Below are 14219 nucleotides of genomic sequence, written 5' to 3' on the forward strand. Positions count from 1 at the left end.
ATTGTATTTGTTAATAGTAAATAGCAATATTTTGATTGTGAATATTTTCAATTTTGACCGGTGTATCAAATATATCTTCTAAAATATTGGCTTTCATAATCTGTTGTGAATTGCCTTGGTATATTAATTCACCATTTTTCATCGCTAAGATGTAATCTGAATATACGGATGCAAAGTTGATATCATGAATAACAATCACAATGGTTTTACCCAGCTCATCGGCTGCGCGGCGCAATTGTTTCATCATGGCAACAGCATGTTTCATATCAAGATTATTGAGTGGTTCATCAAGTAATACATATTCAGTATCTTGACATAACACCATAGCAACATAAGCTCGTTGCCGTTGACCACCAGATAATTCATCTAAAAAGCGGTCTTTATATTCAGTAAGATCTAAAAAATCGAGCGCTCGATAAATATGGTTATAATCATCAGCATTTAAACGCCCTTTGGTATAAGGATAACGCCCAAATCCAACTAGTTCAAAAACAGACAATCTACTGGTAAAACGGTTTTCTTGTCTCAATACTGATAAATAAGTGGCAAGTTTATCACTTGGCGTATTAACAACATCCATATTTTGAATTTTAACTTGTCCTTCATCAGCTAATAGAAGACGACTTATAATTGATAATAGCGTCGATTTTCCCGCCCCATTTGGACCAATAATAGCAGTAATTCCACCTTGTGAAATCGTCGCATTGACATTTTTTAATACAGATACTGTTTGATAGTTTTTACTAACATTATCAATTTTTATCACTTTGGAACCTTTTTTAATAATAAGAAGATAAACAAAGAACCACCAATGAATTCAATGACAATGGATAATGCACCAACCATATTTAATACTCGCTCTAAGAACATTTGTCCACCGACCAGAAAAATAACACCTAACAAAAAAGCAGTAGGTAGCAAAAAACGATGTTGGCTTGATCCACTAATACTATAAGCTAAATTAGTAATTAAAAGCCCTAAAAAAGTGAATGGACCGACTAATGCCGTTGACACTGACACTAAAACTGAAACTAGCAATAATATAATAGTGACACTTTTTTGATAATCGATACCCAAATTGATTGCATTATCCCGACCCAACGCAAGTACATCAAATTTAAATCGCATTTGCCATAAAAATAGACCAACAATAGCTACTATTACTAACGAAAAGATAATCAATACAGGCTCTGCACGCGTAAATGTAGCAAAAATACGACTTTGAAGCACAGCAAATTCAGACGGGGTCATTAAGCGTTGCAATAGATTAGAAAAACTACGGAATAATGTGCCTAAAATAATTCCTATTAATAATACCAAATGTAAATTTTTCTTGAGTCTAGTAAACAAGCCTCGATATAAAAATAAAGAGAATAAAATTAATAAAAGTGATTCGAATACAAATTTACCAATAATACCAATATAAGGAATACCTTGTGAATCAATACAAAAGATTACAACAGTTTGAATAAGTACAAATAGTGATTCGAATCCCATAATAGAAGGTGTTAATATTCGATTGTTGGTAACTGTTTGAAAAAGCAGTGTTGATGTCGCAGCCGAAAAAGCGACTAAAATCATAGTTAGCATTACCCACGTTCGATGCTTCAAAATATAGCTAATATTGCCTTTAAGGTTGAAGGTCATAAAACATGTTATGCATATTAAAGCAATAATTAACAATAAAAGAACTCTTTTTTGACACAAAATATGGCGTTTTTGATTAACTAACATGACGTTTTCGACTCAACAATATTAAAAAAATAATAGCGCCAACTACGCCAAGAATAACACTCACGGGGATCTCAAAAGGATAGCGAATTACACGCCCAATAATATCGCAAATTAAAACTAATCCACTACCAAACAAACAGATCCATGGAATGGTTTTACGAACATTGTCCCCAAATAATAAACTAACAATATTTGGTACAATCAATCCTAAAAATGGTAAAACTCCAACAACTACAACGACAATACCACCAATTAATGCAATAACAATAAGTCCTGTTAACATAACACGACGATAGTTAAGCCCTACATTAATAGAAAAATCACGCCCCAAGCCAACTACAGTAAACTGATCCGCACACCAACAAGCAAGTAATGTCAAACCACCCACCAACCATAATAATTCGTAACGACCTTTTAAAATAGCTGAAAAATCACCTGATTCCCAACCACCAAGTGATTGTAATAAATCAAAATACATGGCAAAAAATGTAGTAATAGCGCTAATAACTGCACCTAACATAATGCCAATAAGAGGTACCATTATTGCTGACTTTAAAATAATCTTTCGAGAAATCGCCATAAATATCATTGTGCCAATCATAGCAAATAGGCTAGCAACAACCATTTTAGTCATGACACTAGCGCCAGGAGCTAAAACCATCATAACTAATAAGCCAAGACTAGCCGATTGAGTAGTGCCAACTAAAGAAGGTTCAACAAATCGATTTTGTGTTAATAATTGCATAATCAAACCTGCAACACTCATGGCACTACCTGCTAACAATAAGGCAACAGTTCGAGGAATACGGCTTACAAAAAAAATCTCACGCATATTGCTATCTGACCATAAATCAAATAGTGTCACATGCCCTGCACCAATAAATAAACTTATTGCAGTCATGATCAATAAAATGAACATACCTGCAATAAAATAAAATGATTTAATCATGCTTTACATTAATGCGCTGGTTCACTTTGCAAAGCGACACCTATTTGATCCATCAAACGGCTATAGGTTTGAATACCGCCAGCAATATACATGGAAGAAGAATCTAAATAAACAATATGGTTTTGTTGCCATGCAGCAGTTTTTCGGATCAATTCGTTGTCAAGTACTTGTTGTGCAGACTGAGCTTCTTTATTACCTATTGCATTATCTCTATCTAACACAAATATCCACTGCGGATTAACACTCAAAATAAATTCAGAGGTAACAGCATTACCATGACGACCAGCTTCTTGGAAAGTAGTTGCTGGCTGAAAACCGAGCACATCAAACACAAAACCAAAACGAGATTTTGAGCCATAAGCCGACATCTTACCGCCATTAATCATAATCACTAGTGCTGTGCCAGCAGTAGTTGTCTTGGTTTTCAATTGTTCGATTTTTTGATTAAAATCGGCAATAAGTTTCTTAGCTTCATTTTGTTTATTGAAGATTGAGCCTAATTGTTCTGTTCTTTGAGTTAAACTACTTAAAAAATTATTTGGGTCAATATCTAAAGAAATCGTCGGAGCAATATCATTCAATTTTTTATAAGCATCAGTAGCGCGACCTCCAGCAACAATAACATCTGGTTGAATTGAACTTAAAACTTCATAATTTGGTTCAAATAAAGTGCCCACATTAGTGTAGTCTTTGCGTCCATATTTAGATAAGAAAGTTGGATAATGTACATCTGATTGAGGCACTGCTGTCACAGGAATATTTAATGCGTCCATGATATCAAGTGTTGCAGTATTAAAAACAACAACTTTTTTAGGATTTTCAGGCACATCGGTTTTACCTTGAGCATGTTCAATGGTAAGCGTATTTGCAGAGGTTTGCTGTTCTTTTTTATTGTCACATCCAACCAAAACAAGCAAAACAGCAAGCAAAACTAAAAATTTCACTTTGATATATGAATACATTGTAACTCCTAATTATCAACCAAATAAAAAACAAAAAACGATAATTATAATAATTATCATTTACATTAAGATTGTAACCAAAAAATTTGCTCTATTCAATGCACTTTAACTATTTAAAAATTTAATATGTGATAAAAGATAGATTAAATAGCACTCAAATGAATGGATTAAAAAGCTATCGATTTGTTCGATAGCATAATTAATATTGGTGATTAAGGGTGTTTAGTGGGATCAAGCGATAAATCTTTAAGTTTTCTAGTTAATGTATTTCGCCCCCAGCCTAACAGATGAGAAGCATCTTGTTTGTGACCTCGAGTAAAATTAAGTGCACTTCTTAGTAAGATTCGTTCAACATCATTTATTGCTTCAGTCAAAATTCCTGTTTTACCATCTATTAGAGCTTGTTTTGCCCATTGTTCCAGCAATACTTTCCAATCAACTTCTTGTTGAGAAAAGTGGCTTGTAGGCAATGTGGTATTTTCATTTGTAACCACTGTTTTAACTGTCGATAATTGCAACAATTCTGGAGGCAAGTCCTGAACTAAAACCTCTTTATTTGAAGACATCACCGTAACCCAGCGACAAATATTTTCAAGTTGACGAACATTACCTGGCCAATTAAAGCGACATAAAACATTTAAAGCTTCCGAACTGAATACTTTACTTTCTACCCCCAATTCTTTGGCGGTTGTATGTAAAAAATGTTCTGATAGTTTTGGTATATCTTCAATTCGATCGCGTAGCGGTGGTAATAAGATGCGAATTACATTTAGACGATGAAAAAGATCTTCTCTAAATTTACCCTCACGAACCCTAGCTTGTAAATCTTGATGAGTAGCTGCAATAATACGGACATCTACTTTGACAGGTGAATAACCGCCAATACGATAAAATTGCCCATCAGCAAGCACCCTTAATAATCTAGTTTGAACATCAAGTGGCATATCACCAATTTCATCTAGAAATAATGTACCACCATTCGCTTGTTCAAACCTACCGTGCCTAATTTGAGCCGCTCCAGTAAACGCCCCTTTTTCATGTCCAAAAAGTTCTGACTCAATAAGATCTTTAGGGATGGCTGCCATATTTAGCGCAATAAAAGGGGATTGTGAGCGAGGGCTATGGATATGTAATGCTTTTGCAACTAATTCTTTCCCCGTTCCTGATTCACCATTAATCAATACACTAATTGATGATTTGGAAAGCCTACCAATAATACGAAAAACTTCCTGCATTGAAGGTGCTTCACCAATAATGCCGGTCGATGCTTTACTTGTTGTATTATTATTGGTTTTATTACTTTGAGTTTGTGAAATCGCACGTTCAACCAATTGAATAACTTCGTCCACATCAAAAGGTTTAGGAATATAATCATAAGCACCTTTTTGATAGGCATTTACTGCTGCATCTAGATCGGAATGAGCAGTCATAATAATAACTGGCAAATTCGGCATTTGCTCTTTAATATGATGAAGCAATGTCAAACCATCAAGTCCTGGCATTTTAATATCAGAAATTAGTACAGCTGGTTTTTGTACATATGTATCTAATGCATCAATAACTTGCTTACCACTCTCAAAGCTAACACAGTTAAAATGAGCATTAGTTAATGCTTTTTCTAATACCCATCGAATAGAGCTATCATCATCAACAATCCACACATTCATTTTATTTACCTCACTGCCTAATTGGCAAATAGACAGAAAATTGAGTATGCCCAGGCCAACTATTAAATTCAATTTTACCATGATGTTGATCAACAATATTATTTGCAATCGAAAGTCCAATACCTGTACCTCCTTCATGCCCGCTCACCATAGGATAAAACAAAGTATCTTGTATATGAACAGGCACACCTGGTCCAGTATCTTCAATATCAATACGAGCGCACAAACGATAGCGCTGGCCATGTAAAGTGATCTGAAAAGCAGTTCTTGTCCTGATAATAATTGTGCCAGTATTGGATCCGATAGCCTGTAAAGCATTGCGAACAATATTTAAAATTACCTGCTCTATTTGTTCGGAGTCATGAATAAAATCAGGTAAGCTTGGATCATAATCACGCAGAATTTTAATATTGATTGGTTTTTCCAAACACAGCAAAGCATAGATACGTTCTATTGCTTGATGAATACTTTGTTCTTTTTGTTGTAATCGCTGCTGTGGACCTAATAACCTATCTACCAGATTTCTTAATCTATCTGCTTGTTCAATAATAATTTTTGTGTAATCTTGCAATTCATTTTTAGGTAGTTCACGTGATAATAATTGAGCGGCGCCTCGAAGCCCTCCGAGAGGATTTTTAATTTCATGAGCTAGTCCACGAACTAATTCACGAGCTGCACTCTGTTGCGCTTGTTGCAATTGTTCTTGGCTAAGGCGTTTATGGCTATTTAATGGCGTCATTTCAATTAAAATCTGTCCATTACCTAATAGTTGAGCTGTCAACGTTAAAATATGTAATTCATTATTAATAACTAAATTGACTTCATTATCTGTAAAACCCTGATTTTGCTCTAATGTACTGAGCATTAAATTTATATCCAAAGAAAAGTATCCCAGCAAATCAGGAAGATAACTTTCTAATAATTTTTTTGAACTTTGTGCTAATAATTGCTGTGCAGCAATATTGGCATACAGAATATTAAGCTTAGTATCAAGTAATAAAATACTTGTAATCATAGAATCGAGAACAAGATTAGCATCAGATTCATTATCAAATGTCATCGTTGGTTTTCCGTCCTGATTAGAAACCACCGCAAATTAACGGTGGTTTGATAGGTTAAATTACTATATAGCTTATAGACTATAGTACATTTCAAACTCAACTGGGTGAGGTGTCATACGTACACGATCAACATCTTGACGTTTTAAATCAATGTATGCATCAATAGCATCGTTAGTAAATACATTACCACGTGTTAAAAATTCACGATCTGCATCTAATGCGTTAAGTGCTTCTTCAAGTGAACCCGCAACTTGAGGAATTAATTTAGACTCTTCTGGTGGTAAGTCATATAAGTTTTTATCCATTGCATCACCAGGGTGAATTCTATTGATAATACCATCTAAACCAGCCATTAACTGCGCAGCAAAAGATAAGTATGGATTACCAGCTGGATCTGGGAAGCGAACTTCAATACGGCGAGCTTTAGGGCTAGTCACAACTGGAATACGGATTGATGCTGAACGGTTACGGGCCGAGTAAGCAAGCATAACTGGTGCTTCATATCCCGGGACAAGACGTTTATAAGAGTTAGTTGCAGGGTTTGTAAATGCATTAATTGCTTTCGCATGTTTAATAATACCGCCAATATAGAATAATGCCATTTCAGAAAGGCCCGCATATTTATCACCAGCAAATAAATTTACGCCATCTTTTGCCAATGATTGGTGACAGTGCATACCAGAACCATTATCACCAAATATTGGTTTTGGCATAAAGGTCGCGGTTTTACCATATGCGTGTGCTACATTTTGTACAACATATTTATAAATTTGCACTTCATCAGCTTTTTTAGTTAACGTATTAAAACGACAGGCAATTTCATTTTGACCTGCTGTTGCAACTTCATGATGATGCGCCTCAATCACTAAGCCAAGTTGCTCCATAATTGAGCACATTTCAGAACGGATATCTTGTGATGAATCAACCGGAGGAAGTGGGAAATAACCACCTTTTACACCTGGACGATGGCCTTTATTGCCTTCGTCATATTTAGTACCTGAGTTCCAGGCCGCTTCAATATCATCAATATGTACAAAGCTACCTGACATTGGCGAACCGAAACGAACATCATCAAATAAGAAAAATTCTGGTTCAGGGCCGAAAATAACAGTATCAGCAATACCTGATGATTTTAAAAATTCTTCGGCACGTTTAGCAATTGAACGTGGGTCACGATCATATCCTTGTAATGTTGCAGGCTCTAAAACATCACAACGGAGATTTAATGTCACATCTTCAAAAAAAGGATCGATAACAGCACTTGATGTATCTGGCATTAACACCATATCTGATTCATTAATACCTTTCCAACCTGCAATTGATGAACCGTCAAACATCTTACCATCTTCAAAAAAGCTGTCATCAATTTGACTAACAGGAATTGTAACGTGTTGCTCCTTACCTTTTGTATCGGTAAAACGTAAATCAACAAACTTAACATCATTTTCTTTAATTTGTGTTAAAACTTTTAGTATAGACATGTATCTTCTCCATTGAGGACAAATAATAATTATTCAGTTTTTAAGGTATTCTTACCAAATTGCTATAACGTATGCAAATATAATGCCAATTTTTTAACTCTATTTTTGGTGGCTTTATAAGTAGCTATAGTAACATAAATATTACAGTTGCACTAAAATAATGCAATAAGCACCAGAATAATGCACCAAAATAGTCATATAAAAAATTAAACCCAATTTTTATGCTCTATATATCTTCTCGCAGTGCTTCAATGCTCAAATGAAAAGTTATTTTATTCCAGTCATGCTCAATCGTTTCTTCTGAACTAAACACCACGTGATACAGCATATTATCTTTAGGATTTACAAAAGATGTAGAAGGATAAACATCCGTACCCCAATAACAGCAAATTAATTTAAGTTCACCTATTCCCATGGTGTTAGCTAAATACTGATGTGCTTGTTTTGCATATTTACCCTCAATTTTATAAATAACTTTAAGAGGTTTTCATTGTTCTTTATCATTTTGTATACAATCATTATATTTAAAGAAATCGGGCGCATCTGCATCAAATTCACGCAAAAAATCACGACAAATTAAATCGGGATCATAGTCATAATGCGGGAAATATTCTGAATGTTTGATTTTTACGTTACGAAGTTTTGTTCTCTTTAACTCAGAAATTTGTTTATTAAAATATGTTCAGCATAAGCTTGATGATAATCACCATTTTCTAAATAATAATTAGCTAATAAAGGTTCGTCTTCAATAGTTTGAGAATTAAATTTATTAAATTCAGAAGAATCATCAGCAAACGCCGGAGAAATAATGGAAAATACAACACAAACCCAAAAGATAAATTGTTTCAATCTCATTAACCTATCCCTTAAAATTAAATAAATATTTTTTATAAAATAGCAAGATTTTCTTATTGGTGCTGTATTTCAGTGCATAATATCGTTATAATCTCACCTTATATTGAAATGACTAGGTAATCATACAAATATGGACTTTATAACACTCGAAATTCTACCTTTTGTAAAAAATCATTTTTTACTGTCCCTAGGTTGGATTGTGCTGTTTATTGCAATCATTGTACTAACCATTAAAGGAAAACTATCTAAAGTTAAAGTTATCAATAATGCTCAGGCAATCCATATGGTAAATAAACAAGATGCAGTTATTATTGATATTCGCTCTGCTGATAGCTTCAAAAAAGGGCATATAACAGATTCTCATAACATTTTGCCTATCGACATTAAAAATGCAAGTGCAAAAACAATTGAAAAGTTTAAAGAAAATATCATTATTTTAATTGATGAGAATGGTTTATCATCAACAGGTATAGGTGAAATACTTGTCAAACAAGGTTTTTCAAATGTCTTTGTATTAAAAGATGGTATTGCTGGATGGAACGGCGAGAATTTACCATTAGTTAGAAAATAATATTATAAAAAATAAGGTTTTATCATGACAGAACAAAACAATACACAACAACCAGAAACACAGTTTGCTATTCAACGTATTTATACTAAAGATGTTTCATTTGAAACTAATAATGTTCCAGAAATTTTTACTAAACAATGGCAACCAGAACTGAATCTTGAATTAAATTCATCTTCGCAAGTTTTAAGTGAAAATGTATATGAAGTTGCACTTCGTGTCACTGTAACAGTAAAACAACAAAACGAAGTTGTGTATATCTGTGAAGTTACTCAAGCGGGTATTTTCTCACTTGTCGGATTTGACGAAGGCCAAATTCAACATTGTGTTGGTGCTTATTGTCCAAATATTTTGTTCCCCTATGCTCGTGAAGTAATTTCAAGTTTAGTGAATAAAGGTACATTCCCACAAGTGAATTTAGAACCAGTAAATTTTGAAGCACTATTTATGAACTATATTCAGCAACAACAAGCTGAAGCTGAATCAAAAGAAACACTACAATAGTCATTGTATTACAATTAACTGATAATAAATTTATTAGATTATTATGAAAAAAGATGCTGCAGTAACAGTAATTGGCGCTGGATCTTATGGGACCTCTTTAGCTATTTTGCTGGCAAGAAATGGTCACTCAACTTTATTATGGGGGCACAATCCTGATAAAATGACCATTTTGCAGCATGATAGGCAAAACAAACAGTTTCTACCGAATATTCCTTTCCCAAATCTGTTACAAATTGAAACTGATTTAAAAACGGCAGTTTTAGCTGCGCCAATTTTACTTATTGTGGTGCCAAGTCATGCTTTTGCAAGTATTTTGACTCAAATCAAACCTTTTTTACGCCAAGATACAAAAATTGTCTGGGCTACAAAAGGACTTGAAGTTAATACTGGCCGATTATTACAAGATGTTGCAGAGGAGATTTTGGGCAATAAGATTCCATTAGCGGTCATTTCTGGTCCTACTTTTGCTAAAGAAGTCGCATCTGGATTACCAACAGCAGTAACTGTAGCATCAACTAATGAGCATTTTTTAAATCAACTGCAAACTTTGTTTCATTGCAGCAAAAGCTTCCGAGTCTATAGCAGCAAAGATTTTATTGGAGTGCAACTTGGTGGTGCAATCAAAAATGTTATCGCTATTGGTGCTGGATTATCTGATGGTCTTGGCTTTGGAGCCAATGCCAGAACAGCATTAATTACACGTGGACTTGCTGAAATGATGCGTTTAGGTGCAGTATTAGGGGCAGATCCAGCAACCTTTATGGGAATGGCTGGATTAGGTGATTTGGTTTTAACCTGTACCGATGATCAATCCCGTAATCGTCGTTTTGGAATGTTACTTGGCCAAAATAAATCCATTCAAGAAGCTCAAGATGCTATTGGCCAAGTTGTTGAAGGTCGCAACAATACAAAAGAAGTCTGGTTATTAGCTCAAAAATATCATGTAGATATGCCTATCACTGAACAAATTTATCAAGTTATTTATGAAAATAAAGATCCAAAACAAGCCGCAGTGGCATTACTTAGGCGTTCACAAAAAGAAGAACTAAAAAGCTAATTTTTATACTCAAACACCTAGTTACCTGAAACTTTTTGACACAAAATTATACTAACTTGATATCTAAGTATTATAAAAACGTACCAATTCCTTTTTCTTTTGCTTTAAGATAAATATCGTAGCCAATATACACGTCTAATACAGCTGTACCAACAGTTTTAAACAGCGTGACTTGCTGATCATTTAGACGGCATTGGGTTGGATCTATCACTAAATCTCCTAACTCTAAAAAATCATCTTCTGATACCAATTTTTGTTTAATTGGATCAATAATATCACCTGCTTCAGCAAATACGCCTTCTTTAGTATCAACTACCCGAATATTAGCCTTTTCAACTACACATTCAGGAATTTCATGCATTTCTGGCGTATAAGCACCCACTCCATTAACGTGCGTGCCAGGTTTTACTTTTTCGCCATTAAATGTCACAACTTTTGAGGTTGTAACCGAAGTAATAATATCAGCTTGACTAATGTCATCATCCAAATTTTTTGAAAAATAAAGGTTAGTAGAAAAATGAGCAAAACGATATTTCATCTCTTCTGTAAATTGTTCCGCTTTTTGTGTATCAATATCAAAAATAGCGACATCAGTAAGTGAACGAACAGTTAACATTGCCTCTAATTGAGATACAGCTTGCCCACCAGTACCTATCAACACTGCTCGACTAGCATTTTTACGCGCCAGCAAATCGGTTGCTGCACCTTGAACGGCTCCTGTACGAAGCTGAGTGACAAAAGTGCCATCTAACATAGCACAGACTTCACCTGTTTGCGGATCTAACATTAAAACTTGAGCTGGTACTGATGGTTTACCCAATTTAGGATTGTCAGGAAATACCGAAACAATTTTTATACCCACAATATCGCTACCTTTAATATGTGCGGGCATAAACAAGGATTGTCCCTTTTGCATATCAAAATTTATTCGTAACGGCACATCACTGTTTCCTTGGCTATAGATTTTCAAAGCTTGTTTATCTGCAGCTATCGCATCTTTCATTGTATAAAATCTTTCAATATCATTGGCCGTTAAAATAAGCATTTTTATTCCTTAATTGATTTTCTATATTTTTTGAACTTTAGTATCTATTATCTATTTTTTAGATCAAGATTTATTGTTAATTAAACCATAAAAAACTGTTTTATATAACAAAAATCGCAGTTCTTGTATATCTTCTATATTTTCACTATTATTACAGCGTGTAATATTGCACGATATTTGAGAAATCAGATGCTATTTAAAATATTAAAATTTTTCTTAAAGATCCTATTTCATGTAAGAATTCATGGTAATTTTGAAAACTTAAAACAAGATAGACTTCTCATTACCCCTAATCATGTATCTTTTCTTGATGGTATTCTAATCGGCGTATTTTTACCCGTAAGACCAGTCTTTGCTATTTATTCGGGTTATATTAATCATTGGTTAGTTCGCTTAGCAAAGCGTTATGTTGATTTTGTGCCAATGGACCCAGTCAGTCCAATGGCAATTAAGCGATTAGTTCGAGAAATCGAAAAAGGTCGTCCTATAGTGATCTTTCCCGAAGGAAGAATTACTATAACTGGCTCATTAATGAAAATTTATGATGGTGCTGCTTTTGTTGCTGCTCGCTCTCAAGCTACCATTGTACCAGTGTGGATCGAAGGCGCTGAATTTACTTTAACTAGTCGTTTAAAAGGTTTATTTAAACGTCGTTTATTTCCTAAAATAACCATTCATGTACTTAACCCTACATCTATTCCAATGCCCGATGCGCCTAAAGCTAGTGAAAGGCGTTATATTGCAGGTGAAAAACTTCATCAAATTATGATGAACGCACGCATGGCAAGTCGTCCAAAATTAACGCTGTTTGAAGCATTATTAGAAGCACAAGTTCGCTATGGCGTGAAATCAAGAATGGTACAAGACCCGACAACTCACGAAGCATCTTATCGCAGTTTATTAAAACAAATTATAGGTGTTAGTTGTATTATTGCCAAAATTACTAAAAATAAAGAGCGAGTTGGTGTTTTATTACCCAACGCAACCATTACTGTTGCAACTATTTTTGGTTTGTCAGTAAAAAATCGAATTCCAGCAATGCTTAACTATACTGCGGGAACAAAAGGCTTAAACTGTGCCATTACTGCTGCTGAAATCAAAACGATTATTACTTCACGCAAATTTATTAGAAAAGGTAAACTTGATTATCTACTTGAAGAAATCAAAGACGTTAAATGGTGTTTTCTTGAAGATTTGCGTAAAAACTTAACTTTAAAAGATAAGCTTTATGTTGCAGTGCATCAATATATTCCACGCTTAATTAAATACCAACAATCAAGCGATGACGAAGCACTAGTACTGTTTACCTCTGGTTCAGAGGGGAACCCTAAAGGTGTTGCTCATAGTCATGGAAGCCTACTTGCTAATGTTGAACAAATTCGAACGGTTATAGATCCAACCCCTGCAGATCGCTTCATGTCGGCTCTACCATTATTCCATGCTTTTGGTATTACAGCTGGATTATTTTTACCGCTATTTTCAGGTAGCCGTACATTTTTATATCCAAATCCATTACATTACCGTATGGTCCCTGAAATTATTTATGACCAAAATTGTACGGTTTTATTTGGTACGCCAACTTTCTTGGCAAACTATGCCCGTTATGCGCACCCATATGATTTTATGCGTTTACGCTATGTTGTTGCAGGTGCCGAAAAATTATCAGATGCAGTACGAGAACAATGGAAAGATAAATATGGCATTCGTATTTTAGAAGGCTATGGCGTTACCGAGTGTGCACCTGTTGTAGCCCTTAATGTTCCTATGGCATTTAAAGCTGGGACTGTAGGGCGATTACTTCCAGGCATGGTATCAAGATTAATTCACATTCCAGGCATTTGCGATGGAGGTCAATTGCAAGTCAAAGGGCCTAATGTAATGAAAGGCTATTTACGGGTGGAAAATCCCGGCAAACTTGAAGAACCAGTAGCAGCTGATGAAAATGGACAAGCCGAAAAAGGTTGGTATGATACCGGTGATATCGTTGCTATTGATAGTGATGGGTTTGTGACAATTAAAGGACGCTTGAAACGATTTGCAAAAATTGCTGGTGAAATGGTTTCATTGGAAAGTGTTGAATCCTTAGCAAAAAAAGTTGACTCTGATGCAATGCACGGTGCAACAGTCAAAGCCGATGCAGCTAAAGGGGAAGCAATTGTCTTATTTACTACCTCAACAAAATTAAATCGAGAGCAACTTAATCAGGCATCTCAAGAATTGGGCATTCCAGCACTATCTATTCCTCGTGATATTCGTATAGTAAAAGAGTTACCGCTACTAGGTACGGGGAAAATTGATTTTATTACTTTACGAAAAATGGCTGATGAATAAACTAA

At 34.7% G+C, this 14219-nt stretch carries 13 protein-coding genes and 1 pseudogene; 4 read left to right on the top strand and 10 right to left on the bottom strand.

The features are described 5' to 3' along the window. Nucleotides 1–10: 10 nt before the first annotated feature. The 9 genes and pseudogenes from ACGH80_RS06950 to ACGH80_RS06990 form a co-directional block, all read right to left on the bottom strand. Nucleotides 11–766 (bottom strand): ABC transporter ATP-binding protein, encoded by a 756-nt coding sequence (locus ACGH80_RS06950; protein WP_065589397.1) that lies wholly within the window; start codon nt 764–766, stop codon nt 11–13. Beyond that, on the bottom strand, nt 763–1734 hold the full coding sequence (locus ACGH80_RS06955; RefSeq protein ID WP_174798690.1) for an iron chelate uptake ABC transporter family permease subunit: 972 nt from the start codon (nt 1732–1734) through the stop codon (nt 763–765). Before ACGH80_RS06955 ends, ACGH80_RS06950 begins: the two co-directional genes overlap by 4 nt. Beyond that, complete coding sequence (locus tag ACGH80_RS06960; RefSeq protein ID WP_174798709.1) at nt 1724–2680, bottom strand: ABC transporter permease; 957 nt, start codon at nt 2678–2680, stop codon at nt 1724–1726. The genes ACGH80_RS06955 and ACGH80_RS06960 overlap by 11 nt, the downstream gene beginning before the upstream one ends. Before the next feature lie 11 nt (nt 2681–2691). Further along, the gene (locus ACGH80_RS06965) at nt 2692–3645 is read right to left on the bottom strand and encodes a siderophore ABC transporter substrate-binding protein (RefSeq protein WP_174798691.1); all 954 of its coding nucleotides are present in this window, start codon (nt 3643–3645) and stop codon (nt 2692–2694) included. Nucleotides 3646–3857: 212 nt separating this feature from the next. Then, on the bottom strand, nt 3858–5312 hold the full coding sequence (glnG, locus tag ACGH80_RS06970; RefSeq protein ID WP_411578369.1) for a nitrogen regulation protein NR(I): 1455 nt from the start codon (nt 5310–5312) through the stop codon (nt 3858–3860). Nucleotides 5313–5322: 10 nt separating this feature from the next. Next, the gene (glnL, locus tag ACGH80_RS06975) at nt 5323–6372 is read right to left on the bottom strand and encodes a nitrogen regulation protein NR(II) (protein ID WP_085164323.1); all 1050 of its coding nucleotides are present in this window, start codon (nt 6370–6372) and stop codon (nt 5323–5325) included. A 72-nt stretch (nt 6373–6444) separates the two neighbouring features. Then, complete coding sequence (gene glnA, locus ACGH80_RS06980) at nt 6445–7854, bottom strand: glutamate--ammonia ligase (protein ID WP_174798693.1); 1410 nt, start codon at nt 7852–7854, stop codon at nt 6445–6447. A gap of 226 nt (nt 7855–8080) precedes the next feature. Beyond that, a pseudogene (locus ACGH80_RS06985) lies at nt 8081–8329 on the bottom strand (hypothetical protein); the annotation flags it as partial. Between the two features lie 176 nt (nt 8330–8505). Further along, entirely contained in the window at nt 8506–8709 is a 204-nt protein-coding gene (locus ACGH80_RS06990) for a hypothetical protein (protein ID WP_174798695.1), read from the bottom strand. 130 nt (nt 8710–8839) lie between these two features. Here ACGH80_RS06990 and ACGH80_RS06995 point away from each other — a divergent pair, with 130 nt between their 5' ends. From ACGH80_RS06995 to gpsA, 3 genes are read left to right on the top strand one after another with little or no spacing between them, the layout of a single operon-like run. Continuing rightward, the gene (locus ACGH80_RS06995) at nt 8840–9280 is read left to right on the top strand and encodes a rhodanese-like domain-containing protein (RefSeq protein WP_065589391.1); all 441 of its coding nucleotides are present in this window, start codon (nt 8840–8842) and stop codon (nt 9278–9280) included. 24 nt (nt 9281–9304) lie between these two features. Continuing rightward, on the top strand, nt 9305–9781 hold the full coding sequence (gene secB / locus ACGH80_RS07000; protein ID WP_065561473.1) for a protein-export chaperone SecB: 477 nt from the start codon (nt 9305–9307) through the stop codon (nt 9779–9781). A 40-nt stretch (nt 9782–9821) separates the two neighbouring features. Beyond that, a complete protein-coding gene (gene gpsA, locus ACGH80_RS07005; protein ID WP_411578402.1) occupies nt 9822–10838 on the top strand; it encodes an NAD(P)H-dependent glycerol-3-phosphate dehydrogenase in 1017 nt (338 codons plus the stop codon). 70 nt (nt 10839–10908) lie between these two features. Here the strand turns inward: gpsA and ACGH80_RS07010 are convergent, their stop codons facing one another. Beyond that, nucleotides 10909–11883: an ornithine cyclodeaminase family protein gene (locus ACGH80_RS07010; protein ID WP_065589389.1), complete on the bottom strand. Its 975-nt coding sequence runs from the start codon at nt 11881–11883 to the stop codon at nt 10909–10911. Between the two features lie 189 nt (nt 11884–12072). On the opposite strand from ACGH80_RS07010, the gene aas reads away from it, so the two are divergent. Then, nucleotides 12073–14214: a bifunctional acyl-ACP--phospholipid O-acyltransferase/long-chain-fatty-acid--ACP ligase gene (aas, locus tag ACGH80_RS07015; protein WP_411630739.1), complete on the top strand. Its 2142-nt coding sequence runs from the start codon at nt 12073–12075 to the stop codon at nt 14212–14214. Nucleotides 14215–14219 lie beyond the last annotated feature (5 nt).

It is taken from the genome of Gilliamella sp. BG1 (assembly GCF_046635625.1).
Lineage (GTDB): Bacteria > Pseudomonadota > Gammaproteobacteria > Enterobacterales > Orbaceae > Gilliamella > Gilliamella bombi.

Coding starts and splice junctions, on each gene's coding strand:
- ACGH80_RS06955 (WP_174798690.1), bottom strand. CDS start 1,734: ATGTTAGTTAATCAAAAACGCCATATTTTGTGTCAAAAAAGAGTTCTT.
- ACGH80_RS06965 (WP_174798691.1), bottom strand. CDS start 3,645: ATGTATTCATATATCAAAGTGAAATTTTTAGTTTTGCTTGCTGTTTTG.
- glnG (WP_411578369.1), bottom strand. CDS start 5,312: ATGAATGTGTGGATTGTTGATGATGATAGCTCTATTCGATGGGTATTA.
- glnL (WP_085164323.1), bottom strand. CDS start 6,372: ATGACATTTGATAATGAATCTGATGCTAATCTTGTTCTCGATTCTATG.
- glnA (WP_174798693.1), bottom strand. CDS start 7,854: ATGTCTATACTAAAAGTTTTAACACAAATTAAAGAAAATGATGTTAAG.
- ACGH80_RS06990 (WP_174798695.1), bottom strand. CDS start 8,709: ATGAGATTGAAACAATTTATCTTTTGGGTTTGTGTTGTATTTTCCATT.
- ACGH80_RS06995 (WP_065589391.1), top strand. CDS start 8,840: ATGGACTTTATAACACTCGAAATTCTACCTTTTGTAAAAAATCATTTT.
- secB (WP_065561473.1), top strand. CDS start 9,305: ATGACAGAACAAAACAATACACAACAACCAGAAACACAGTTTGCTATT.
- ACGH80_RS07010 (WP_065589389.1), bottom strand. CDS start 11,883: ATGCTTATTTTAACGGCCAATGATATTGAAAGATTTTATACAATGAAA.
- aas (WP_411630739.1), top strand. CDS start 12,073: ATGCTATTTAAAATATTAAAATTTTTCTTAAAGATCCTATTTCATGTA.